The organism is Rubrivivax benzoatilyticus JA2 = ATCC BAA-35 (assembly GCF_000190375.1).
Classification (GTDB): domain Bacteria; phylum Pseudomonadota; class Gammaproteobacteria; order Burkholderiales; family Burkholderiaceae_C; genus Rubrivivax; species Rubrivivax benzoatilyticus.
In genome coordinates, this window is the sequence record NZ_AEWG01000074.1 from 47,854 (window position 1) to 71,396 (window position 23,543).

21 protein-coding genes are annotated in these 23,543 nt (G+C 71.9%); 11 read left to right on the top strand and 10 right to left on the bottom strand.

Annotation, left to right across the window (positions count from 1 at the left end):
• Nucleotides 1-20 precede the first annotated feature (20 nt).
• Both dapD and dapC read right to left on the bottom strand, forming a co-directional pair.
• Entirely contained in the window at nucleotides 21-842 is an 822-nt protein-coding gene (dapD, locus tag RBXJA2T_RS08325) for a 2,3,4,5-tetrahydropyridine-2,6-dicarboxylate N-succinyltransferase (RefSeq protein WP_009856898.1), read from the bottom strand.
• Nucleotides 839-2,035, bottom strand: a complete 1,197-nt coding sequence (gene dapC / locus RBXJA2T_RS08330) for a succinyldiaminopimelate transaminase (RefSeq protein WP_009856899.1) — start codon at nucleotides 2,033-2,035, stop codon at nucleotides 839-841. The genes dapD and dapC overlap by 4 nt, the downstream gene beginning before the upstream one ends.
• A 112-nt stretch (nucleotides 2,036-2,147) precedes the next feature.
• On the opposite strand from dapC, the gene RBXJA2T_RS08335 reads away from it, so the two are divergent.
• Nucleotides 2,148-3,335: an acetyl-CoA C-acyltransferase family protein gene (locus tag RBXJA2T_RS08335; RefSeq protein ID WP_009856900.1), complete on the top strand. Its 1,188-nt coding sequence runs from the start codon at nucleotides 2,148-2,150 to the stop codon at nucleotides 3,333-3,335.
• Between the two features lie 150 nt (nucleotides 3,336-3,485).
• On the opposite strand, the gene RBXJA2T_RS08340 is transcribed toward RBXJA2T_RS08335, so the two are convergent.
• Together RBXJA2T_RS08340 and queF are read right to left on the bottom strand one after the other, a co-directional pair.
• Nucleotides 3,486-3,926: an SET domain-containing protein gene (locus RBXJA2T_RS08340; RefSeq protein WP_009856901.1), complete on the bottom strand. Its 441-nt coding sequence runs from the start codon at nucleotides 3,924-3,926 to the stop codon at nucleotides 3,486-3,488.
• On the bottom strand, nucleotides 3,923-4,366 hold the full coding sequence (gene queF / locus RBXJA2T_RS08345) for a preQ(1) synthase (RefSeq protein WP_009856902.1): 444 nt from the start codon (nucleotides 4,364-4,366) through the stop codon (nucleotides 3,923-3,925). Before queF ends, RBXJA2T_RS08340 begins: the two co-directional genes overlap by 4 nt.
• A gap of 138 nt (nucleotides 4,367-4,504) precedes the next feature.
• Between queF and smc the strand changes: the two genes are divergently transcribed.
• The 3 genes from smc (at nucleotide 4,505) to RBXJA2T_RS08360 (ending at nucleotide 10,204) form a co-directional block, all read left to right on the top strand.
• The gene (smc, locus tag RBXJA2T_RS08350; protein WP_009856903.1) at nucleotides 4,505-8,020 is read left to right on the top strand and encodes a chromosome segregation protein SMC; all 3,516 of its coding nucleotides are present in this window, start codon (nucleotides 4,505-4,507) and stop codon (nucleotides 8,018-8,020) included.
• Nucleotides 8,017-9,066, top strand: a complete 1,050-nt coding sequence (locus tag RBXJA2T_RS08355; protein WP_009856904.1) for a cell division protein FtsZ — start codon at nucleotides 8,017-8,019, stop codon at nucleotides 9,064-9,066. The genes smc and RBXJA2T_RS08355 overlap by 4 nt, the downstream gene beginning before the upstream one ends.
• 97 nt (nucleotides 9,067-9,163) lie before the next feature.
• Complete coding sequence (locus RBXJA2T_RS08360) at nucleotides 9,164-10,204, top strand: lytic transglycosylase domain-containing protein (protein ID WP_009856905.1); 1,041 nt, start codon at nucleotides 9,164-9,166, stop codon at nucleotides 10,202-10,204.
• Nucleotides 10,205-10,211: 7 nt separating this feature from the next.
• Here the strand turns inward: RBXJA2T_RS08360 and RBXJA2T_RS08365 are convergent, their stop codons facing one another.
• Together RBXJA2T_RS08365 and RBXJA2T_RS08370 are read right to left on the bottom strand one after the other, a co-directional pair.
• Nucleotides 10,212-10,595 carry a glyoxalase/bleomycin resistance/extradiol dioxygenase family protein gene (locus tag RBXJA2T_RS08365; protein ID WP_009856906.1) on the bottom strand — a complete coding sequence of 128 codons (384 nt, stop codon included), beginning with the start codon at nucleotides 10,593-10,595 and terminating at the stop codon, nucleotides 10,212-10,214.
• A 20-nt stretch (nucleotides 10,596-10,615) separates the two neighbouring features.
• Nucleotides 10,616-11,386, bottom strand: a complete 771-nt coding sequence (locus RBXJA2T_RS08370) for a DeoR/GlpR family DNA-binding transcription regulator (protein ID WP_009856907.1) — start codon at nucleotides 11,384-11,386, stop codon at nucleotides 10,616-10,618.
• Between the two features lie 111 nt (nucleotides 11,387-11,497).
• Between RBXJA2T_RS08370 and RBXJA2T_RS08375 the strand changes: the two genes are divergently transcribed.
• Nucleotides 11,498-12,334, top strand: a complete 837-nt coding sequence (locus RBXJA2T_RS08375) for a PaaX family transcriptional regulator C-terminal domain-containing protein (RefSeq protein WP_009856908.1) — start codon at nucleotides 11,498-11,500, stop codon at nucleotides 12,332-12,334.
• Nucleotides 12,331-13,983, top strand: coding sequence for an isovaleryl-CoA dehydrogenase (locus RBXJA2T_RS08380; RefSeq protein ID WP_009856909.1), 1,653 nt, complete (start codon nucleotides 12,331-12,333; stop codon nucleotides 13,981-13,983). Before RBXJA2T_RS08375 ends, RBXJA2T_RS08380 begins: the two co-directional genes overlap by 4 nt.
• Before the next feature lie 4 nt (nucleotides 13,984-13,987).
• Here RBXJA2T_RS08380 and ccoG read toward each other — a convergent pair whose 3' ends face one another.
• Nucleotides 13,988-15,394, bottom strand: coding sequence for a cytochrome c oxidase accessory protein CcoG (ccoG, locus tag RBXJA2T_RS08385; protein WP_029718373.1), 1,407 nt, complete (start codon nucleotides 15,392-15,394; stop codon nucleotides 13,988-13,990).
• A gap of 158 nt (nucleotides 15,395-15,552) precedes the next feature.
• Between ccoG and RBXJA2T_RS08390 the strand changes: the two genes are divergently transcribed.
• The 5 genes from RBXJA2T_RS08390 to RBXJA2T_RS08410 all read left to right on the top strand — a co-directional run bounded on the left by RBXJA2T_RS08390 (nucleotide 15,553) and on the right by RBXJA2T_RS08410 (nucleotide 21,746).
• Nucleotides 15,553-16,977 (top strand): aminotransferase-like domain-containing protein, encoded by a 1,425-nt coding sequence (locus RBXJA2T_RS08390; RefSeq protein ID WP_009856911.1) that lies wholly within the window; start codon nucleotides 15,553-15,555, stop codon nucleotides 16,975-16,977.
• Between the two features lie 102 nt (nucleotides 16,978-17,079).
• The gene (locus tag RBXJA2T_RS08395) at nucleotides 17,080-17,838 is read left to right on the top strand and encodes a hypothetical protein (protein WP_029718372.1); all 759 of its coding nucleotides are present in this window, start codon (nucleotides 17,080-17,082) and stop codon (nucleotides 17,836-17,838) included.
• Between the two features lie 364 nt (nucleotides 17,839-18,202).
• Nucleotides 18,203-19,330, top strand: a complete 1,128-nt coding sequence (locus RBXJA2T_RS08400; protein WP_029718371.1) for a GGDEF domain-containing protein — start codon at nucleotides 18,203-18,205, stop codon at nucleotides 19,328-19,330.
• A 1,259-nt stretch (nucleotides 19,331-20,589) separates the two neighbouring features.
• Nucleotides 20,590-21,072, top strand: a complete 483-nt coding sequence (locus tag RBXJA2T_RS08405; protein ID WP_009856915.1) for a hypothetical protein — start codon at nucleotides 20,590-20,592, stop codon at nucleotides 21,070-21,072.
• Between the two features lie 41 nt (nucleotides 21,073-21,113).
• On the top strand, nucleotides 21,114-21,746 hold the full coding sequence (locus RBXJA2T_RS08410) for a hypothetical protein (RefSeq protein WP_009856916.1): 633 nt from the start codon (nucleotides 21,114-21,116) through the stop codon (nucleotides 21,744-21,746).
• On the opposite strand, the gene RBXJA2T_RS19770 is transcribed toward RBXJA2T_RS08410, so the two are convergent.
• The 3 genes from RBXJA2T_RS19770 to RBXJA2T_RS08420 form a co-directional block, all read right to left on the bottom strand.
• Entirely contained in the window at nucleotides 21,685-21,891 is a 207-nt protein-coding gene (locus tag RBXJA2T_RS19770; RefSeq protein ID WP_081467607.1) for a hypothetical protein, read from the bottom strand. The two genes, RBXJA2T_RS08410 and RBXJA2T_RS19770, sit on opposite strands and share 62 nt — an antisense overlap.
• Nucleotides 21,892-22,008: 117 nt before the next feature.
• Nucleotides 22,009-22,698 carry an ankyrin repeat domain-containing protein gene (locus RBXJA2T_RS08415; RefSeq protein ID WP_375136163.1) on the bottom strand — a complete coding sequence of 230 codons (690 nt, stop codon included), beginning with the start codon at nucleotides 22,696-22,698 and terminating at the stop codon, nucleotides 22,009-22,011.
• 40 nt (nucleotides 22,699-22,738) lie between these two features.
• A complete protein-coding gene (locus RBXJA2T_RS08420) occupies nucleotides 22,739-23,533 on the bottom strand; it encodes a TatD family hydrolase (RefSeq protein WP_009856919.1) in 795 nt (264 codons plus the stop codon).
• Nucleotides 23,534-23,543: the final 10 nt, after the last annotated feature.

Consider the following 23,543-nt stretch of genomic DNA (forward strand, 5'->3'; position numbering starts at 1 on the left):
TTCGTCGATCCTGCCGGGGCTCAGGCCCGGAGAAGGTCGTTGATGCTGGTCTTGGCGCGCGTGGCCGCCGTGACCTGCTTGACGATCACCGCGCAATACAGGCTGTGGCTGCCGTCGGCCGCCGGCAGCGAGCCGCTGACGACCACCGAGCCGGCCGGGATGCGGCCGTAGCTCACTTCGCCGGTCATGCGGTTGTAGATCTTGGTGCTCTGGCTGATGTAGACGCCCATCGAGATCACCGAGTTCTCCTCGACGATCACGCCTTCGACGACTTCGGAGCGGGCGCCGATGAAGCAGTTGTCCTCGATGATCGTCGGGTTGGCCTGCAGCGGCTCGAGCACGCCGCCGATGCCGACGCCGCCCGACAGGTGCACGTTCTTGCCGATCTGCGCGCAGGAGCCCACCGTCGCCCAGGTGTCGACCATCGTGCCTTCGTCGACGTAGGCGCCGATGTTCACGTAGCTGGGCATCAGCACGACGTTCTTCGCCTGGAAGCTGCCGCGGCGCGCGACGGCCGGCGGCACGACGCGCACGCCGGTGGCACGCAGGGTCTCGGCGTCGGCGCCGCCGTACTTGGTCTCGACCTTGTCGAAGAAGCTCAGGTCACCGGCCTGCATCAGGCGGTTGTCGTTGAGGCGGAAGGACAGCAGCACCGCCTTCTTGACCCACTGGTTGACGGTCCACTGGCCGACGGCCTGGCGTTCGGCCACGCGCAGGCGGCCGGCGTCGAGTTCGTCGATCACGTGCTCGACGGCGTCACGCACCTCGGGGGCGTTGACGGCGTTGATCTCGGCACGCCGTTCCCAGGCGAGGTCGATGGTGGCTTGGAGCTGGGTCGTCATCGGGTGAGGCTTTCGGTGTAGGAAACGATGCGCTCGGCGGCTTCGAGGCATTCCTCGAGCGGTGCGACGAGCGCCATGCGGACGCGGCCGGCGCCGGGGTTGCGGCCCTGCACGCTGCGCGCCAGCAGGCTGCCGGGCAGGACGGTCACATTGTATTGAGCGAGCAGGCCCTGGGCGTAGGCGACGTCGTCACCGCCCGGGACCGCCGCCCAGAGGTAGAAGCCGGCGTCGGGCAGCGCGACGTCGAGCACGCCGGCCAGGCGCGGCGTGACGGCGGCGAACTTCTGCCGGTAGGCCTCGCGGTTGGCGACGACGTGCGTCTCGTCGTTCCAGGCGGCGACGCTGGCGCGCTGCACCAGCGGGCTCATCGCGCTGCCGTGGTAGGTGCGGTAGAGCAGGAAGGCTTTCAGCAGCGCGGCGTCGCCGGCGACGAAGCCCGAACGCAGCCCCGGCACGTTGCTGCGTTTGGACAGGCTGGTGAAGGCGACCAGGTTGCGGAAGTCGCTGCGGCCGAGTTTCGCCGCCGCCTCCAGCCCGCCCAGCGGCGCCTCGTCGCGGAAATAGATCTCCGAATAACACTCGTCGCTGGCGATGACGAAGCCGTGGCGGTCGGACAGCTCGAACAGCCGCGCCCATTCGTCCAGCGGCATCACCGCGCCGGTCGGGTTGCCGGGCGAGCAGACGTAGAGCAGTTGCGTCGTGGCCCAGGTCGCGTCGTCGATCGCCGACCAGTCGGCGGCGAAGTTGCGCGCCGGGTCACTGGGTGCGAACGCGGTGCGGGCGCCGGCCAGCAGCGCCGCGCCTTCGTAGATCTGATAGAACGGGTTGGGGCAGACGACGGTGGCGTTCTCGCGCGTCGGGTCGATCACCGTCTGCGCGAACGAGAACAGCGCCTCGCGCGAGCCCAGCACCGGCAGCACCTGGCTCGCCGCGTCGACCGTGATGCCGTAACGCCGCACCAGCCACGCCGCGCAGGCTTCGCGCAGCGCCGGCTCGCCGGCGGTCGCCGGGTAGGCGGCCAGCGACTTCAGGTTGGCGACCAGCGCTTCCTCGAGCAATGCCGGCGCCGGGTGCTTGGGCTCGCCGATGCCCAGGTTGACCGGCCGCAGCGCCGGATTGGGCACCAGACCGCGCGTCAGCTCGCGCCAGCGCTCGAAGGGGTAGGGGTTCAGGCGGGCGAGCAGCGGGTTCATGGCGCGGATTATCCCGGAGGGGGATGCGGCGGCCGGCGGACACAATCGGTCGCCACCGTTGCCCTGCCGGTTCCGGCACGATGTCCCCCGTCCAACCTGACTGGAGAAGCCCATGAGCCTTCCGCGCGAGATCTTCGTCGTCGCCGCCGCCCGCACCGCGATCGGCACCTTCGGCGGCGCCCTCAAGGACGTGCCGCTGTCCGAGCTGGCGACGCTGGCCGTCAAGGCCGCGCTGGAGCGTTCCGGCGCGCCGGCCGCCGCCATCGGCCACCTGGCGATGGGCACCGTCGTGCCGACCGAGCCGCGTGACGCCTACCTCAGCCGCGTCGCCACGATCGGCGCCGGGCTGCCGCAGGAGACGCCGGCCTTCAACGTCAACCGGCTCTGCGGCTCGGGGTTGCAGGCCATCGTCTCGGCAGCGCAGGCGATCACGCTCGGCGACTGCGAGCTGGCCATCGGCGCCGGCGCCGAGAACATGTCGCGCGGCGCCTACCTGATGCCCGGCGCACGCTGGGGCGCGCGCATGGGCGACGCGCAGATCCTGGACTTCGTCGTCGGCGCGCTGAACGACCCGTTCCACAAGGTGCACATGGGCATCACCGCCGAGAACGTCGCCGAACGTTTCGGCATCACGCGCGAGCAGATGGACGCGTTGGCGGTCGAGAGCCACCGCCGCGCCGCCGCGGCGCTGGAAGCCGGCTATTTCCGCGAGCAGATCGTCCCGGTGGTGCAGCAGACGAGGAAGGGCGAGGTCGTCTTCGACACCGACGAACACGTCAAGCCGGCGACGACGCTGGAAGGCCTGGCGAAGATGAAGCCGGCGTTCAAGAAGGACGGCACGGTGACCGCCGGCAACGCCTCGGGCATCAACGACGGCGCCGCGGCCGTCGTGCTGGCCAGCGCCGAGGCCGTCAAGGCGCACGGCCTCGTGCCGCTCGCGCGGCTGGTGGGCTACGCGCACGCCGGCGTCGAGCCGGCGATCATGGGCATCGGCCCGGTGCCGGCGACGCGTGCGCTGCTGGCGCGCACCGGGCTCAAGGTCGGCGACTTCGACGTCATCGAAGCCAACGAAGCCTTTGCCGCCCAGGCCTGCGCGGTGTCCAAGGAACTCGACCTCGACCCGGCCAAGGTCAACCCCAACGGTTCGGGCATCTCGCTGGGCCACCCGATCGGCGCCACCGGCGCGATCATCACCACCAAGGCGATCCACGAACTGCACCGCATCGGCGGCCGCTACGCGCTGGTGACGATGTGCATCGGCGGCGGCCAGGGCATCGCCGCCGCGTTCGAGCGCGTCTGACGGCCGGCGGCCGCTGAGGCGCGGTCACGCTGAGGCGCGGTCACGCTGAGGTGCGGTCAACGCTGCGGTGGGGTCACGCTGCGGTGGGGTCAGGTCTCTTGAGACCTGACCCCTGCATTCCCGACTGCCGCGGCGCCGCAGGCCTGTCAGTTACAGCGCCCCGCGACAGCCGGGCGCGCCGCAGCGGCACGGCAGCGTGCCGCCGTGGTGCGTCTCGCCGTAGTCGACGGTGATCTCCTCGCCCGGGGCGATGGCGCGCAGCGAGAAGAACTCGACGCGGCCGTTGTCCAGCACCAGCCGGGCGTTGGCCTGGCAGCTGTGGTTGGTGTAGCGCATCGGGTCGGTCGACAGCGTGAAGTCGATCGCGCGCTTGGGCGACAGCTCGACGATCATGATGCGTTCGTGCCGCGTCGCGCGAATGCGCGCCTGCTCGACGCTCAGCGCCTCGCCGCGGATCTCGCCGATCTTCACGCGCGCCGGGATGGCCTCGGCGGCGAAGACACCGTGGCCGTCGATGGCGCTGACAGCGACGTCGACCGCGTACTTCTGATAGGGCCGTCGTTCGACGCGCGGCGCCTGCGGCACGTTCACGCCTGCGGCGCCGGCAGCACGACCGGCGCGGCCGGCTTCCAGCCCTTGGCGCGGTGTTCGACGGTGACGTGGGTGCCGATGCCGCCACGCACGAACCAGTTGCCGTGGATGCGCAGGAAACGCGGCTGGATGGCCTTCACCAGGTCCTCGAGGATGGTGTTGGTCACCTTCTCGTGGAACGCGCCTTCGTTGCGATAGCTCCAGAAATAGAGCTTCAGGCTCTTCAGCTCGACACACAGCTGGTCCGGCACGATCTCGATCGTGAAATGCGCGAAGTCGGGCTGGCCCGTCAGCGGGCACAGGCAGGTGAACTCGGGCACGTCGAAGCGGATCACGTAGTCGCGTTCGGGCGCCGGGTTCGGGAAGACCTGCAGTTCCTTGCTGGGCTGGGTGGGCGGCACCGCGGGGGCGGTGCGCTGGCGGGCGGGGGTGCGGGCCATCGGTGTCGGGGGCGGGCGGGCCGGGGGGAAGGGGGCGCGATGCTATCATCCGGCCACCAGCGCGCTCCCCCGTCGAGCGCGTTTTGCCATGTAGATCAAGCACTTGCGTGTTTTGACCCACCGTCAGCGGCCGCCTCGATGCGACTGAACCAGATCAAGCTCGCCGGCTTCAAGTCCTTCGCCGAACCGACCACCTTCCAGCTGCCCGGGCAGCGTGTCGGCGTCGTCGGCCCGAACGGCTGCGGCAAGAGCAACATCATGGACGCGGTGCGTTGGGTGCTCGGCGAGAGCAAGGCCAGCGAGCTGCGCGGCGAGTCGATGCAGGACGTGATCTTCAACGGCTCGGGCCAGCGCAAGCCCGCCAGCCGGGCCAGCGTCGAACTCGTCTTCGACAACAGTTCGGCGCGCGCCGGCGGCCAGTGGAACGCGTTCTCCGAGATCGCCGTCAAGCGCGTGCTGACGCGCGACGGCACGTCCAGCTACTTCATCAACAACCAGCCGGTGCGCCGGCGCGACGTGCAGGACGTGTTCCTCGGCACCGGCCTGGGCCCGCGTGCCTACGCCATCATCGGCCAGGGCACGATCAGCCGCATCATCGAGAGCCGCCCCGAGGAACTGCGCCTGTTCCTCGAAGAGGCCGCCGGCGTCTCCAAGTACAAGGAACGCCGCCGCGAGACCGAGAACCGGCTGAAGGACACGCGCGAGAACCTGACGCGCGTCGAAGACATCCTGCGCGAGCTGAACCTCAACCTCGAGAAGCTGGAGAAGCAGGCCGAGGTCGCCGCCGCCTACCGCCGGCTGCAGGACGACGGCACGACCAAGCTGCATCAGCTGTGGTTCCTGAAGGCGCGCGACGCCGCCGGCGAGGAAGAGCGTGTCAAGACCGCGGTGCTGGCCGCGACCAACGTGCTCGAGCAACGTTTGGCCGAGCTGCGCCACGTCGAGGCCGAACTCGAGCAGCTGCGCCAGGCGCACTACGAAGCCAGCGACGAGCTGCACGCGCGCCAGGGTTCGCTGTCCGAAGCGGCACTGGAAGTGAGCCGGCTCGAGGAACGCATCCGCTACGTCGTCGACGGCCGCCAGCGTGCCGAGCAGCGCCTGGCCGCACTCGACGCGCAGAACGAAGGCTGGCGCGAACGCCAGACCGCTGCCGAGGCCGAGCTGGAAGACATCGCCGGCCAGATCGTCGCCGCCGACGAAGAGGCCGACGTGCTCGTCGCCCAGGCCGAGGACCAGGGGCTGGAACTGCCGGCGCTGGAAGACGGCCTGCGTGCCGCCCAGGCCGACGCCAACCGCCAGCGCAACGCCGTCACCCAGGTGCAGCAGCAGATCCAGGTGCTGGCCGCCGACAGCCGCAACCTCGACGAGCAGGCGCGCCAGCTGCGCACGCGCCGCGAGCGCCTGGCCGGCGAGCGCCAGCAACTGCAGGCGCCCGACACCGCGCGCCTGGACGCGCTGCGCGAAGACGAAGCCGTGGCCGCCGAGCGCCACGAGGAAGCCGAAGGCCGGCTGCACGAGCTGTCCGAGCAGGTTCCGGCACTCGACGAGCAGCGCCGCGCCGCGCAGGCCGCCGTCAACCGCGAGAACGCCAGGCAGGCCGACATCGCCGCGCGCCTGGAAGCGCTGCGCACGCTGCAGGAGAAGGTGCAGACCGAAGGCAAGCTCAAGCCCTGGCTGGAGCGCCACGGCCTCACCGGCATGCAGGGCCTGTGGCGCCAGGTGCACATCGAGCCCGGCTGGGAAACGGCGCTGGAAGCCGCGCTGCGCGAACGCCTGAACGCGCTCGCCGTCGGCCGCCTGGACACCGTGCGCGCCTTCGCCGCCGATGCCCCGCCGGCCAAGCTGGCCTTCTACGCGCTGCCCTCGGGCGCCATCGCCAGCACGCACGCCACGCTGCCGCGGCTGGCGGACCTGCTGCGCCTGGGCGACGCCGGCCTGAAGGCGCTGCTCGGCGACTGGCTCGAAGGCGTCTACACCGCCGACTCGCTGGACGCGGCGCTGGCCGCACGCGGCCAGCTGACACACGGCGAGATCGTGATGACGCGCGAGGGCCACGCCGTCAGCCAGTACGCCGTCGCCTTCTACGCGCCCGACTCCGAACAGGCCGGCCTGCTGGCGCGCGCCCAGGAGATCGAGAACCTCGACCGCCAGCAGCGCGCCCAGGCGCTGATCGCCGAGGAGGCTCGCACCCAGTCCGTGCGCCTGGAAGCCGCCTACACCGAAGCCAGCGGCCGCCTGTCCGCCGCACGCCGCGAAGCCGCCGAAGCGCAGAACCGCGCCCACGCGCTGCACGTCGAGCTGCTGCGCCTGAGCCAGCAGGCCGAGGCCGCGCTGCAGCGCCGCGAGCAGCTCGGCGACGAGCTCGCCGAGATCGACGCCCAGATGGAGGCCATCGAGGAGCGCCGCGCCGTCGGCGAAGCGCGTTTCGAGGAACTCGACGTCGAACTCGGTGACGCCCAGCAGCGCCACGCCGACCTGGAAGACGAGGTCATCGCTGCCGACCGCCGCCTGGCCGACGCCCGCGAGCAGCAGCGCGCGCTGGAGCGCCAGGCGCAGGAAGCGCGTTTCCAGGCGCGCTCGCTGGCCGCGCGGCGCGACGAGCTGCAGCGTGCGCTGGAAACCGCCGCGGCGCAGATCGCCGCCAACGAGCAGGCCGCCGAGCAGATCCGCACCGAGCTGGCCGGTTTCGACGATGCCGCGGCCGAAGCCGGGCTGCAGGACGCGCTGGCGCTGCGCCTGGAGCGCGAGCGTGAACTCGGCGCCGCACGCAGCCGCTACGACGACCTGTCGGCGCAGATGCGCCGCGCCGACGAGCAGCGCCTGGGGCTGGAGCACGGCATGGCGCCGTTGCGCGAGCAGATCACCAAGCTGCAGCTGGAGCAGCAGGCGGCGCAGCTGGGCGGCGCGCAGTATCTGGAGCAGCTGCAGGCGGCCGAGGTCGACCTGGAGGCGCTGGCCAGCGGCATCGAGCAGGGCGGCGTCAAGCTCTGGGGCCTGCAGTCCGAGATCGACCGCATCAACCGCGAGATCGCGGCGCTGGGCGCCGTCAACCTCGCCGCGCTGGACGAGCTGACCGCCTCGCGCGAGCGCAAGACCTTCCTCGACGCCCAGCTCGCCGACCTGACCGACGCCATCAACACGCTGGAAGACGCGATCCGCAAGATCGACCTGGAGACGCGCGACCTGCTGGGCAGCACCTTCAACCAGGTCAACGAACACTTCGGGCGCATGTTCCCGTCGCTGTTCGGCGGCGGCCAGGCCAGGCTCGTGATGACCGGCGACGAGATCCTCGACGCCGGCGTGCAGGTGATGGCGCAGCCGCCGGGCAAGAAGAACAGCACCATCCATCTGCTGTCCGGCGGCGAGAAGGCGCTGACGGCGATCGCGCTGGTGTTCGCGATCTTCCAGCTCAACCCGGCGCCGTTCTGCCTGCTCGACGAAGTCGACGCACCGCTGGACGACGCCAACACCGAGCGCTACCGCAACCTCGTCACCGAGATGAGCGCGGGCACCCAGTTCCTCTTCATCAGCCACAACAAGATCGCGATGGAGATGGCCGAACAGCTGATCGGCGTGACGATGCAGGAGCAGGGCGTCTCGCGCATCGTCGCCGTCGACATGGAAGCGGCCATCGGCTTCGCCGAAGCGGCATGACCCTCACCACGGCACTCGCCCTCGTCGGCGGCCTCGTTCTCCTCGCCCTGATCGTCCAGGGCTGGCTCTCCACCCGCCGCGCCGGCCCGCGCCGGCCGGACGTCCAACCCGACGCGCCCGAGCGTGTCGAACCCGGCCTGGGCAGCGCGCCTGCCACCGGCGATCCGGCCGACGAACCGGCGCTGGACGCCGCCCCGGCGCCGCCGCCCCCGGGCACACGCCGCCCGGCGCGCCTGGACGCGCTGATCGACGCCCTCGTGCCGATGACGCTGGAGTCGCCGGTGACCGGCGATTTCGTGCTCTCGCACCTGCCGCCGTCGCGCCGCGCCGGCACCAAACCGTTCTACGTCGAGGGCCTGGACACCGAGACCGGCGACTGGGAACAGCCGCGGGCGGGCCACCGCTACGGCGAACTGCAGGCCGGCGTGCAGCTCGCCAGCCGCAGCGGCGCGCTCAACGAGATCGAGTACTCCGAGTTCGTGCAGAAGGTGCAGGCCTTCTGCGAAGCCATCGGCGCGATGCCCGACTTCCCCGACATGCTGGAAGTCGTGGCCCGCGCCCGCGAGCTCGACGGCCTGGCCAGCCCGCTGGACGCCCAGCTGACCGTCACGCTGCGCTCCAACCACGTCGCCTGGTCGGTGGGCTACCTGCAGCAGGTGTCCCAGCGCCTGGGTTTCCTGCCCGGGGCGCTGCCGGGCCGGCTGGTGCTGCCGGGGCCCGAGGCCGGGGCGCCGCCGGTGCTGGTGCTGAGCTACGACTCGCAGGCCGCGCTCGCCGACGATGCCCAGATGGCGGCCGTGCGCGACTGCACGCTGACGCTGGACGTGCCGCAGACCGAGGCCCGCCACGAACCGTTCCCGACCTGGCACCGCGTGACGACGACGCTGGCCGACGAGATGGACGCGACCATCGTCGACGACCAGGGCCAGCCGGTCACGCTGCACGCCTTCGATGCCATCGGCCGCGAGCTGCAGCAGCTCTATGCCCAGCTCGAGCAGCTGGACCTGGCCGCCGGCTCGCCGGCGGCGCGGCGGCTGTTCAGCTGAGCGGCCGACCGGCGCATTCCGTCACGCCCGGCGCCCAACGACCCGCCGAGCTCGGGGAGAGCGGAGCGCTGCCGCGCGGCCTAGACTCGCTGCGCCGATGAAGCCGTGCCGCCCTGCCGCCGTCGTGCGCGCCGCCCGAAGCGGCCGCGCCGTCCTCGCCGCCACCGCCTGCTGGCTGGTGCTGGCCGCGCACGCGCAGGCGGTGCCCGACCTGTCGGCGCTGCCGCGGCCCGACACCCCGCCGCCCGAACGCGGGCCGGTCGTGCCGGCCCAGGTCGAACGCTGGCGGCTGGAGGCCAAGGGCCACGAGTACGGCGACGGCGTGCCGCGCGACGCGCTGCTGGCCGCGCAGCTGTATTGCCGGGCCGCGCGCTACGGCGACGCCGAGTCGCAGTTCAACCTGGCCTGGATGCTGACCAACGCCCGCGGCATCGAGCGCGACGAGGCGCAGGCCGCGCACCTGTTCGCTGCCGCCGCCGAACAAGGCCTGCCGCAGGCGCTGAACATGGCCTCGCACCTGGGCGCGCCGCTCGGGCCGCCGCCGCCGTGTCTGCGGCCGCCGGAGCAGGACCCGCTGACGGCCACCGCCCGGCCGCAGCCCCGCGCCGGCGCCGTGCGTTCGCCGTCGGCGCTGTTCGCCGCGCTGCCGCCGCCGGCCAACGCGCCGCAGCCCATCGTGCGTTTCGTCGACCTCGTGGCGCCCGAGTACAAGCTCGCGCCGCAGCTCGTGCTGGCGGTGATGGCCACCGAGAGCGGCTTCGACCCCGGCGCGCTGTCGCCGAAGAACGCCCAGGGCCTGATGCAGTTGATGCCCGACACCGCGGCACGTTTCAAGGTGCGCAAGCTGTCCGACCCGGTGCAGAACATCCGCGGCGGCATGGCCTATCTGCGCTGGCTGCTGGCGTACTACCAGGGCGACGTGCTGTTCACGCTGGCCGCCTACAACGCCGGCGAAGGTGCGGTCGACCGCTACCGCGGCGTGCCGCCGTACGCCGAGACGCGGGCCTACGTGCGCCGCATCCTGGCGGCGCTGGGCGGGCAGCGCTGGCACCCGTACGACCCCGAGGCGGCGGCGCCGTCGCCGATGTTGTCGACGCTGTCGGCCGCGGCCGCGTCGCCGCCGACGCGGCTGCGCTGAGCCGGGTTCAGGCCGTCACCTCGACACGCGTGCCGTCCGGCGTCGCGATCACCGCTTCGTAGAAGCCGTCACCCGTGCGGCGCGGCGCCGAGAGCAAACAGCCTTCGGATGCACTGAGCGTCGCCAGCGCATCGACGGCCGCCGCATCGCCGAGCGAGATCGCGACGTGATCCCAGCCGACGGCGTCGCCGGCCGGTGCGTCGGCCAACCAGGGTGCGGCCATCAGCTCCAGCCGCAGCGTGTCGCCGGGCAGTGTCGCGAAGACCGAGACGAAACCCGGCCGGCGTTGGCTGCGGTAGGGCGGGGCGATCGTGGCGTCGAACAGGCGGCGCCAGAAGTCGGCCGCGGCGTCGAGGTCGCGAGTCCACAGGGCGACGTGGGCGAGGCGCATCGGGTGTCTCCGGTGAAGGTTCAGACCGGCGCGTCGGCGCGCAGGATGGTGGCGCCGGCGGCGGCCAGCGCGGCGGCGTCGGCGTCGTGTTCGACGATCACCGTGCCCAGCGCCTGCAGCGCCGCGAAACGGTGCGGCGCACGCGTGCCGAGCTTGTCGTTCGTCACCATCACCACGTGCTCGCGGCTGGCGGCCAGCAGCGCACGCTTGAACTCGGCGTCGGCCGCGTCGTGCGCGCTGGCGCCGGTCTCGGCCGAGATCGCGCAGGCGCCGACGAAGGCGCGGTCGATGTCCAGGCGCTGCAGCGCCAGCAGCGCGGTCGTGTCGACGCAGCCGCCGACCGTCGGGTCGACGACGCCGCCCAGCATCAGCAGGCGCAGGTCCGCGCGGCGAAGCAGCGCCGCGGCGATGTCGACCGAGTTCGTCGCCACGGTCAGCGCGTGGTCCTCGGGCAGCAGTTCGGCGAGCGCGAGGTTGGTGCTGCCGTTGTCCAGGAACAGGAACTCGCCGCGGCGCACGGTGGCGGCGGCCGCGCGGGCGAGTGCACGTTTGTGCACGATGTCGACGCCACTGCGCACGGCCATCGGCAGCGCTCCGGGCGTCGGCGGCAGCGCGCCGCCGTAGACACGGCGGCAGCGGCCTTCGGCGGCCAGCGCGCGCAGGTCGCGGCGGATCGCGTCTTCCGAGACGGAGAACTCAGCCGCCAAAGCCGCGGCGGCAACGCCCTGGCCGGCGGCGAGCCGCGCGGCGATCAGTTCGCGGCGGGCGAGCGGGACGTCGTGGGTTTCCATGCACCGAGAATAAACGTGCACGAACAAGGATGCAAACGTGCAACTTCTGGCGAATTGTCGGCAGGGATTACGGCGATAGGCAGTTCCTGTCGACGTACGTAATGTCTTGGCATGGCCGCCGACCCCCGATCGCTGATCCTCAGCCTGCTGCTCGGTGCCGAACGCAGCGGCGACACGGCGCTGGCGGTGCCCGAACTGCTGGCTGCGGCGGCGCTGTTCGGTCTGCCGGAGAACACCGTGCGTGTCGCGCTGACCCGCGCCGCCGCGGCCGGCCTGCTGGTGGCGCCGGCACGCGGGCGCTACGCGCTCGGCCCCGCGGCAAGGCCGCTGGCCGACGCGGTGCTGGCCTGGAAACGCCTGCCCGAACGCCTGGTCGCGTGGCGCGGCGACTGGCTGGCGGTGCACGTCGGTGCCGCCGGCCGCAGCGACCGTCCGGCGCTGCGCGCTCGCGAGCGGGCTTTCGGCCTGCTCGGCCTGGCCGAGTTCGAACGTGGCCTGCACCTGCGGCCCGACAACCTGGCCGGCGGCGTCGAGGCGCTGCGCGAGCGCCTGGCCGCGCTGCTGCCCGACGGTGCCGCCGTCGGCACGGTGTTCGTGCTCGGCGGGCTGTCGGCCGCCGACGCCACGCGTGCTGCGTCGCTCTGGGACGGCGCGGCGCTGGACGCCGGCTACCGCGAAGGCACGGCGCGGCTCGCCGCCTGGCTGGACGCCGCGCCCGGCCTGGCGCCCGAGCAGGCGGCACGCGAGTCCTTCGAACTCGGTGGCGAGGCCATCCGCCGCCTGGTCTTCGACCCGTTGCTGCCGGCGCCGCTGGTCGACGCCGAGGCCCGCGCACGCTACCTGCGCACCGTCGAACGTTTCGATGCCGCCGGCCAGGCGATCTGGCACGGCTTTCTGGCCCGATCACGCGCTGCCCGTGCCGCCGAAACCGAGGAGATCCACCGATGAACCCGAACGACAGCGTGCTGGCCGAGACCCACGAGGTCTTCAACGTCGGCGCCGAGCTGCCCGACCACGACGCCTACCGCGCCGACGCCGCGCTGGTCGAAGCCGTCGTGCGCGAAGGCGCGGCCTGGGCCGACGACGAGCTCAGCGCCTTCGGCCGTCTGACCGGCGCTGCCGCCTACCGCGAACTGGGCACCGAGGCCAACCGCCACCCGCCCGAGCTCGACACGCACGACCGTTTCGGCCGCCGCGTCGACCTCGTGCGTTTCCACCCCGCGTACCACACGCTGATGCGCACGGCGATCGAACACGGGCTGCATTCGGCGCCGCACACCGCGCCGCGCCCGGGCGCCCACGTCGCGCGTGCCGCCAAGTTCTACCTGCAGAGCCAGGTCGAGGCCGGCCACGGCTGCCCGGTGACGATGACCTTCGCCTCGGTGCCGACGCTGCGCACGACGCCGGCGCTGGCCGAGGCCTGGCTGCCGCGCATCACCGCCCGCGTCTACGACCCGCGCAACGTGCCCGACGCGCAGAAGGCCGGCGTCACGATCGGCATGGCGATGACCGAGAAGCAGGGCGGCTCGGACGTGCGCGCCAACACGACGCAGGCGCGGCCGGCCGGTGCCGGCGGCGTCTACGAACTCGTCGGCCACAAGTACTTCGTCTCGGCGCCGATGTGCGACGCCTTCCTGGTGCTGGCCCAGGCGCCGGGCGGGCTGAGCTGTTTCCTGCTGCCGCGCTGGCGGCCCGACGGCACGAAGAACGCGCTGCAACTGCTGCGGCTGAAACGCAAGATGGGCAACGTCTCCAACGCCAGCAGCGAGACCGAGCTGCGCGGCGCGCTCGCCTGGCGCGTCGGCGACGAAGGCCGCGGTGTGCGCACGATCATCGAGATGGTCGCCTGCACGCGTTTCGACTGCATGGTCGGCTCCAGCGCCGGCCAGCGTGCCGCGGCGGCGCTGGCGCTGCATCACGCCACGCTGCGTTCGGCCTTCGGTCGCCGCCTCGCCGAGCAGCCGCTGATGCAAAACGTGCTCGCCGACCTGGCGCTGGAGAGCGAAGCCTCGCTGGCGCTGACGATGCGCCTGGCGCGTGCGATGGACACGCCCGGCGACGCCCACGAGCAGGCGCTGCTGCGCCTGGGCACGGCGATCGGCAAGTACTGGGTCTGCAAGCGCACGGCCGCTCACGCCGCCGAAGCGATGGAGTGCATCGGCGGCAGCGGGGTCATGGAGGACAGCCCGTTCCCGCGCCTGTACCGCGAGGCGCCGGTCAACGCGATCTGGGAAGGCAGCGGCAACGTGCAGTGCCTGGACATGCTGCGCGCCGCCGAGAAGGCGCCGGCGGCGCTGCACGCCTTCTTCGCCGAGCTGGCGCCGGCGCGTGGCGCCGACCGCCGGCTCGACCGCTGGGTCGCGGCGCTGCAGGACGAGTTCGCCGAGCTCTCCGACCTGGAGTTCCGCGCACGCGGCCTCGTCGACCGCATGGCGCTGGCGCTGCAGGCCTCGCTGCTGGTGCGCCACGCCCCGGCAGCCGTGGCCGACGCCTTCTGCGCCTCGCGCCTGGACGGCGGCGGCGCGCGCCAGTACGGCACGCTGCCGCGTGGGGTGGACGTGGCGGCGATCGTGGCGCGGGCGATGCCGGCGCTCTGACGGCTCAGCGCGGCATCAGAAAGGTGCTGGCCTCCTCGACCCGCGGTCCCGCAGCGCCGTCGGCCGGCTCGAACACCAGGCGGATCGCCCGCACCCGTTCGCCGTCGGCCAGCACCGGCGCACGCACGCTCAGCGGCAGCGTGTGTTCGCCGGCCGGCGCCAGCTCGATCGCGCCGGCGCCCAGCACCTCGGCACCGTCCAGGCCCTGCACCCGTGCCTGCAGCCGCCAGGCGTGTTCGCTGGCGTTGGTCAGGCGCACGCGGTAGACGTTCTCGACCCAGCCCGGCTCGGCTTCGCGCGCCATCACGCCGCGGTCGCGCATCAGGTCCACGCGCAGCGGCGAGCGCATCACCAGCCCGGCGGCCAGCGCGCTGCCGACGCCCAGCAGCAGCGCGCCGTAGACCGGCACGCGCCAGCGCCGCGCCGGCGCCGGCTGGCCGTCGAAGCGGCGCTGGCTGTCGAAACGGATCAGCCCGCGCGCGTCGCCCAGCTTGTCCATCACCGCGTCGCAGGCGTCGACGCAGACGCCGCAGCTGATGCACTCGCTCTGCAGCCCGGCGCGGATGTCGATGCCGGCCGGGCAGACCTGCACGCACAGCGTGCAGTCGACGCAGGCGCCCTGGCCGCGTGCGGCGGCGTTCTCGCCGCGGGCGCGGTGGCCACGCGGTTCGCCGCGCTGTCGGTCGTAGCCGACGACGTGCGAGTCGGGGTCGAGCATCGAGCCCTGGAAACGCGCGTACGGGCACATGTGGCGGCAGACCTGCTCACGCAGCAGCCCGGCGTTCAGGTAGGTGAAGCCGCCGTAGACCAGGGCCCAGAAGGCGTACCAGCCGGCGGTGCCGGCCAGCAGCGCCGGCAGCAGCTCGCGCATCGGCGTGAACCAGGCGACGAAGCTGATGCCGGTCCACAGCGACAGCGCCGTCCAGGCCAGATGCTTGCCGCCGCGGCCCGCCAGCTTGGTGGCACCCCAGGGCGCCGCGTCCAGGCGCTGGCGCGCCGCACGGTCGCCTTCGAAGCGTGCCTCCAGCCAGATGAACATCTCGGTGTAGACCGTCTGCGGGCAGGCGAAGCCGCACCACAGCCGTCCGGCCAGCGCGGTGACGAAGAACAGCAGCAGCGCGCAGAACACCAGCAGCCCGCTGAGGAACACCATGTCCTGCGGCACCAGCACCAGGTCGAAGAGGTAGAAGCGCTGCGTCTCCAGGCTGAACAGCACCGCCGGCCGGCCGTTCCACGGCAGCCAGGGCAGGCCGTAGAACACCGCCTGCGTCAACCAGACCAGCGCCCAGCGCCAGCGTGTGTAGCGGCCGGAGGTCGAACGCGGGTGGATCTTCAGCCGCGGCGTCAGCAGCGGCGTGTGGCCGTCGGCGGCCACGGGCTTCAAGGGGATCACGCGGGCGGGTGTGCTCATGGCGTCTTGCGGGAAGTCAAGCGCACTGTGCCGCGTCGAAACTGATCCGATAAGACTCAGAAGCCAGACAAAAAACCGGATCAGATAGCCCGCCCGAGGGCATCGCACCGGGCCGCTGCCAGCGGCGCTACAGTGGCTCGCCAACCGGGACCGGATCAGTGAAGCGCTACGAACGTTATGCCGAGGAAATCGCCGAACTGATCCGCAGCGGCACGCTGCGGCCGGGCGAGCGCCTGCCTTCGGTGCGCCAGGCCAGCGCCAGCCGGCGCATCAGCCCGGCGACGGTCTTCGAGGCCTATTACCGGCTCGAGGCGCGTGGCCTGATCCAGGCCCGGCCGCGTTCGGGCTACTACGTCGCCGAGCCGGTGGCCGCACGCGCCGCCGAGCCGGCGACGGCCTCGCCGAGCCCGCGCACCACCGAAGTCGAGATCAGCGAACTGGTCTTCGACGTGCTCGGCTCGACACGCCGGCCCGACGTCGTGCCGCTGGGCTCGGCCTTCCCGAGCCCGGCGCTGTTCCCGCTGGACGCGCTGGCGCGCACGCTGACGCCGGCGATGCGCCGCCTGGACGCCGGCCGCATCGTCGAGGAGCTGACCACCGGCAGCGAGGCGCTGCGCCGCCAGATCGGCCTGCGTTACGTCGTCGCCGGCACCGCGGTCGATGCACGCGAGTTGGTCGTCACCGACGGCGCGATGGAGGCGCTGAACCTGTGCCTGCAGGCCGTCACGCGGCCCGGCGACCTGGTCGCCGTCGAGTCGCCGACCTTCTACGCCGCGCTGCAGGCGCTGGAGCGGCTGCAGTTGCGCGCCGTCGAGGTCGCCACGCACCCGCGCCACGGCATCGAGGTCGACTCGCTGGCCGAGGTGCTGCAGCGCCACCCGGTGAAGGCCTGCTGGTTCATGCCCAGCTTCCAGAACCCGCTGGGCAGCCTGATGCCCGAGGCGAACAAACGCGCGCTGGTCGAGCTGCTGGCGCGCCAGGGCGTGCCGCTGATCGAGGACGACGTCTACGGCGAGCTGCACTTCGGTGCCCGCCGCCCGCCGCCGGCCAAGGCTTTCGACCGCGACGGGCTGGTGATGCACTGCAGCTCGTTCTCCAAGTGCCTGGCGCCGGGTTACCGCGTCGGATGGACCGCGGCGGGGCGCTACGCCCAGGCGGTGCAGCGACTGAAGCTGATGACGACGCTGACCACCGCGATGCCCTCGCAGGAGGCGCTGGCCGCCTACCTGCAGCACGGCGGCTACGACCGCCACCTGCGCCAGCTTCGCCAGGCGCTGGCCGACAGCCAGGCGCGCATGCTGGCCGCGCTGGTGCGCCACTTCCCGGCCGGCACGCGCGTCACGCGGCCAGAGGGCGGCTACTTCCTCTGGGTCGAGCTGCCCGAAGGCGTCGACACGCTGCTGCTGCAGCGCCAGGCCGCGGCGCACGACATCGGCCTGGCGCCGGGGCCGCTGTTCTCGGCCGACCGGCGTTTCGCGCGCTGTCTGCGGCTGAACTACGGCCACCCGGCCGATGCGCGCATCGAGCCGGCGCTGCGCACGCTGGGGCAGCTGGCGCGGGCCCAGCTCGGCGGTGGGCACTGAAGGCGGCCGCCGCATCCCTAGCTGGCCTGCGGGCAGGCCGGGGTTCGCGGCGTAGGCTGCCGGAGCCGGCGCCTCCCCGCGTGCCGGCCCCGAGGAGGGCCCATGTCACGAGATCCCGTCCAGTACGTGCGCGCACTCGCGCTGCCCGAGATCGAACGCCGCGTCACGCGCAGCGGCGCCAGCGTGCCGGAGTTCGGCAGCGGCCAGGAGGTGGTGGCCGTGGGCGCCCAGCTCGCCGAGTTCCGGCCGGTCGTCAAGCCGGCGCAGCGCTCGGCGGTGGCCGACTGCCTGCTGTTGGCGCAGCTGGCCGCCAACAAGGCTTCCAACGGCAACCCCGACGTGATGGCCTGGTACACGAAGTACGTCGAGGTGCTGCAGAACGTCGGCTGGACGACACGGTCGATGGAGTTCCACGACACCGCCGTCGGCGACGACAACGCCGGCGTGCACCAGGCGATCCTGCCGGTGCTGACCGCCGCGCTCGGCGGCGCCGCGGTTGCCGCGACCTCGCTCGTCGTCTCGGTGCTCAAGGGCCTGAAGGAGATGGACGCCGGCAGCCCGTGGATCACGATCTTCGACCGCAGCAGCATGCACGTCGGCGGCGCCAAGTTCCAGCTCGGCTCGGTCGACGCCGACGAGGCGGCCGGGACCGTCAACGTGCGGCTGGCGGCCCTGGCGATCGAGGCGCGCCGCCAGATCACCCAGGTGCTGTTCTTCAAGCTCGCGTCGGAGCACGCGAGGCTGCGCGCGGCGCAGGCGCACTTCGACATCGGGTTCGAGCGCCTGCTCGCGGTGCAGCCGGCGGTCGCGGCGCGGGTGCAGCCCTTCCTGCTGGACAACATCGGCAAGGTCGAACTCTGAGCCCGGCCGGCCCGACGCGACACCGCTTCGCGGGTGTCGCGGCGGGCAAGGGCGCCCGGGGTCCGACGCGGCGCCGCCACGCCGGGCTTGCGCAGCGATACTGTATGCCCATACAGTTACGTATCTTCACCGGAGCCGCCGCCATGAACACCGCCGCGAAGTACCGCCAGACCTACCGTCCCGCGCCGCCGGCTCCGGCCTGGTTGCGGCGCTTCTGGCTTCTGTTCTGAGCCGCTCGCCGTGCGTGGCAGACGCTGCGCGCACGGCGGCTCCCGTCGCCGGGGCGCGGGCTTGCATGACATCTGTCGCCCCGGCTGCGTCATCGCAGCTTCATCTATCGGTCGTACAGCCGATAACAAGGCGAATGGCGCGCCGTCAAGTCTCCTGGAGTGCGCTCGTGCTCGGCACGAGCCACGGCCGCCGCACGCGCGTCTCCCAGTCGCTGCTGGCGATGCCGCCGCTGCTGCTGATCCACGCGCTGCTCGTGCTCGCGTGGCGCCAGGGTGTGCTGCCGGGCGCGACGGTCGCGTGGTACGTCGCCGTCACGCTCGTCGGCTGCGTGGCCTTCTACGCCGCGGTGCGCAGCGGCCTGGGGGAGCGGGCCCGCGTCGAGCCGTCGCTGAGCGCGCCGCAGATGGTGTTCGCGATGCTCTGCACCGCCAGCGCTTACGCCTTGTGCGGGCCCTACCGGTCAGCGCTGCTGTGCCTGATGCCGCTGATCCTGTGTTTCGGCATCTTCGCGCTGGAGTCGCGTGCGTCGCGTGCGCTGGCCAACTTCGGCATCGTGCTGATGGGCGGCGTGATGGCCGCCCTGGCGGCCGAGTCGCCGCAGTCGCATCCGGCACTGGTGGAGGCCGCGAGCTGGGCCTTCCTCGCCACGTCGATGACGATGATGCAGGTTCTGTCCGACCGTCTGAGCCGCTTGCGCTCGCGGCTGACGCGCCAGAAGAACGAGCTGAGCCAGGCGCTGGAGCGCATCCGGCTGCTGGCCACGCGCGACACCTTGACCGGCCTACTGAACCGGCGCGCCGCGATGGACGAGCTTCGGCGAGCGGCAGGGCAGGCGGCCCGACACGAACGCCCGCTGGTCGTTGCGCTGGTCGACCTGGACCGCTTCAAACAGATCAACGACGGCCATGGCCACCAGACCGGCGACCGCGTGCTCCAGGCCTTCGCCGACGTCGCCCAGCGAGAACTGCGCGCCGAGGACTGCGTCTCGCGCTGGGGAGGCGAGGAGTTCCTCTTCATCCTGCCCGACACCTCCGAGGACGAGGCCTGTGCCTGCCTGGAGCGCGTGCTGGCGGTGTGCGCCGAGATCATCGTCGACGGCCTGCCGACGAACTGGCGGATCGGCTTCTCCGCCGGCGTCGCGCGCTGCCTGGGGCCTGCCGACCTGGAGCCCGCCATCGAACGTGCCGACCGGGCGATGTACCGCGCCAAGCTGGCCGGCCGCGGACGCATCCATCGCGCGCAGCCTCCCGAGACGCGCTGAGCGGCGTTGCGGCTTGCAGGTGCCGCCATCGTGTGGGCGGTGCGGAAAGCTGAAGACGCCAGGCTGCTGTGCGACCGCCTATTTGACATAATATACATTGTCGCTGTTCTCAGGATGAGAAAGCCTGACGCGACATGACGTTGCAACTGTTCAGCATCGAGCATGCCCCGCGTGCGCTCCCACTTTGGGAAACCGTGCTGGACGACCTCGGCCGGCCGCCGCCCGCGCGCGTCGGGCGCGCGCTGGGCGTCGGCACGTCCACGGTCTACCGCTGGAACGCCAGCGGCAACGCGCCACGCATGGCGGTGCTGGCGCTGTTCTGGCTGACCCGCTGGGGCCGCTCCGCCATCGACGCCCAGGCGACGAACGACGCCATCACCGCCGTTCAACTGGCCCGGGCTCTCGCCGAGGAACGCCAGCAGCTACGCGCCCAGGTGGCCGACCTCGAGGACCTCAATAGGGCACTTCGGCTGGAGCTATCGACTCGGCCGGCGCTCCGTGACAGTGGCGCCACTGATCCCCGCTCCCGCATAGGCACTTCGCCCGAGGACCACCGGGAGGCACCCGACGCAGCAACGCGAGAGCCTCTGGCGTGGCCTCCGGTCGACGTGGCGCTGGCTTGGCCCGCTCTGCCGGCGCTGGCTTCACAAGCTCCGGCCGAGGCGCCGAGTCAGCCCCCGCGACCTGGCGCCGACTGTTCAGGTAGTCGCGAAGCGCCACCGCCAGGAGCGCACTCACCGAAATCCCGAGCGTGTCAGCGTACGCCTGCGCCTCGTTTCGCAGCGCGTCAGGCAGTCGAAGTGTCATCGCCATGCGGTGGCCCCAAGGTAGCAGAGTGCCACCATTCTGACGCCGTTTCCCGGTTGTTGGTACTAGGACAAGCCCACCGACCCCCGGCCAACCGATCCGCCGACGCGCCGGCTTCGCCGTGCGCGGCCGCGCAGCCTGTCTCGCGTCGTCCGCTTCGGCCCGGTCCCGGGCCGGGCGACGCTCCGCGCGCCTCGGCCGGTCCCTTGGTTCTCGCAGCCGCCAGCGATCCAGTGCGCGCGGGCGCCGTGGGCGGCGCGGCCACGTCGGCTCACGCGGCCAGCAGCGGCGCCAGCTCCACCGACCTCGGGCTTGAGCTGGCCCGACGGCGCTTCGCGCCTGTCTCGGCTTCGGGGCCTAAACGGCCCCTTACCTGGGGGCTCGATAGCCCCCAGACCCCGGCGCCTAGGGCGCCAGGTTCCGCAACCCCCGCCAACGCGCAAGGAGGCTCCATGCCCAACACCTGCCCCACCCCGTACCACTGGCTCAGCACCGATGAAGTCGTGCAACTGGCCCTGACCGCCTACCACGCGGCGTGCCGCAACTACGACCAGTGGGCCGCCAAGCACCCCGAGGACGCCGCAGACGACGCAGCGAGCGGCGACATGGGCAACCGCGAGCTGGCGGCCAGTGTCGGCGAAATTTTCACCTACCAGCTCGAACACCTGGGCCACACCAAAGGCGTGCCGGGGTTCGACGGCGGCTGCACGGAATGGATGCGGCGCAACCCGGAGTATTGGGGCCTGGCCAGCGAGTATGTGGACAACTCTCCGAGAAACTCGGCCGAGAAACTCGCTCAGCCTGATATACATTGTCGTTGTTTTGGCCCCATCGCTGCTGTCGGATTTCGTTACATCTTCTCCCTGAGAACATCGTCACCCTCGCTAAGTGCCTGTGCCGACACGCCGTTTCTTCGAGGGCTCGGCTTTTGCTAGCGCGTGCGGTCCATCTTGCAAGCCCCCATCCCATGATTCGTGTGCCTGGGTCGCCCCGTGCGGCCGTCGTGTCGCTGGCTTTCGGCGCCTCGTGCTGCCTCGCGGCACCGGCCACGGGTGTTCCGGACACCCCGCCTGCGGCGCCGGGTCCGTCGGCTTCGACGGCCACGGCCGGCGGCATCGACGTCGTGCCCGGCGCGTCGCAGACCATCCGCCTGCTGCTGGAACTGCAGAACGGCCAGCCGCAAGCCGCGACCGGCAGCGACGGCACCAACCCGGCGCGCGCAAGACCGCAGGACAGCGCTCGCAGCGGCACGGCCGCCGTGATGCAGGAGCCGCAGGAGCACGACGTCGCTGGCGGCCACACCGAGGCCGCGGCCGAGCCGTCGACCCAGTGGACCGGAGGCCCGGCCGGCGCCGGTGGCGAACCGTCAGCTGCGCCCGCGCCCAGCCCGGTGCGCAGCGCCGAGCCGTCTGCCGTGCGACGCGCCGTCGCCTATCTGCGCGAGCACCGCCTGCAGGTCTTCGTCGGCGGGCTGATCGTCCTGGCGGTGGCCGCCATCGGCACGGTCGTCTCGGCGCGCCAGCGTTCGGCGCGCGCGCGACGGCGTGTCACTGCAGATCCGGTTCGCCCGACTCGTCATCGTCGTCCGCAGTCACCTCCGAGCCGATGACGGCGCGGAGCACCGGACGGTCCAGCGGGCGGCAGATCCGGCGGTTCAGCTGACCCAGTCGTTCGGAACGCTCGATCGCGGCGAGCACGACCTCGGGATTCATCATCAGCGTGAACGGATTGCTGCGAGACGTGATGCGGGCCATGGCGGACCTCCCGTTGGCCGGCGATTCCGGCTGATCTCAATGTACGGGCGGCGGCTCGGCCTGCCGAGTCGGGCCGATGCCATGGCGGATGTCGGCGGCTTTCCGACAAGCGTGCTGTCAGCGCCGCGCCGCGCCGGCCTTGGCGGCGGCGTCGAGCTGGTCGGCCAGCGCGTCGTGGCCGGTCTGGCGGGCGAAGTCGGCGGCACTGAGGCCGCGGGCGTTGCGCAGTGCCGGGTCGGCGCCCAGGCCGAGCAGCGCCAGGGCGTTGCGCTGGTCGCCGTAACCGGCGGCCATCATCAGCGGCGTGCTGCCGTTGGGTGATCGGGCGTCGATGCGGGCGCCCAGCGCGACCAGCCGGGTGACGATGCGCATGTCGGGCCCGCTGGCCGCGTAATGCAGCGGCGTCCAGCCCTCGCGGTCGATCGCGGCCCCCCGCGCGACGAGGCGCTCGACCCAGTCCAGCCGGCCGTGGATCGCCGCCATCATCAGCGCCGTCTCGCCGCGGGCACTGGCGCGGTCGATGTCGATGCGCGGGTCCTGCAGCAGACGCTGCGCGACACGATCGGCGCGCTCCTTGATCGCCAGCGCCAGAGCGAGCTCACCCTGCTCGCTGACCGAGTTCGGGTCGAAGCCGCGCTCGAGCAGCCGGCTCACGGCGCTGTCGTTGTCGATCTGGACCGCGCGGAAGAAATCGACGTAGGAATCGGCTGCGGCGGGAAAAACGCTCAGTGCGACAGCTGCCTGTAGGATGAACTTCAACCAACGCTTGAACATCTGGACAGATCCCGATCTTCCGAGAAAACTCATTTCAGGACAGCAACTTGTGGCCTGAAGCTGAAGTGTCTTCTCAAGCCTGCGCAGAGGCCGTCGAGACCCTGAACAGCCGCTCGAAGTTGCGTGTCGTCGCGGCGCCCACCTCGGCCGGGTCCAGCCCCTTGAGCTCGGCGAGCCTGGCCGCGACGTGGGCGACGTAGGCCGGCTCGTTGGTCCTGCCGCGGTGCGGCACCGGGGCCAGGTAGGGACTGTCGGTCTCGATCAGGCAGCGATCGAGCGGCACCTCCAGCGCCACCGCGCGCAACTCCTCGGCGTTGCGGAAGGTCAGGATGCCGGAGAACGAGATGTGGAACCCCAGGTCCAGCGCCGCACGCGCGACCTCGCGCGTCTCGGTGAAGCAGTGGAAGACGCCGCCGACCGCCTCCGCGCCCTCCTCTTTCAGGATCGCCAGCGTGTCCTCGGCCGACGACCGCGTGTGCACGACCAGCGGCAGGCCGGTCTCGCGCGCGGCGCGGATGTGCACGCGGAAACGCTCGCGCTGCCACGCCATGTCGGCCAGGCTGCGGCCGTTGAGCCGGTAGTAGTCCAGCCCGGTCTCGCCGATGGCGACGACACGGTCGCGGCGGGCCAGCGCCACCAGCGTCGACAGGTCGGGCTCGGCCTGGCCTTCGGTGTCGGGATGCACGCCGACGCTGCACCACAGCTCGCGGTGGGCCAGCGCCAGCGCATGCACGGCCTCGAACTCCTCGAGCGTGGTGCAGATCGTCAGCGCGGCGTGCACGCCGGCGGCGGCCATGTCGGCCAGCACGGCGTCGACGCGGCCGTGCAATTCAGGAAACGTCAGGTGGCAGTGCGAGTCGACGAACATGGGCAATGCA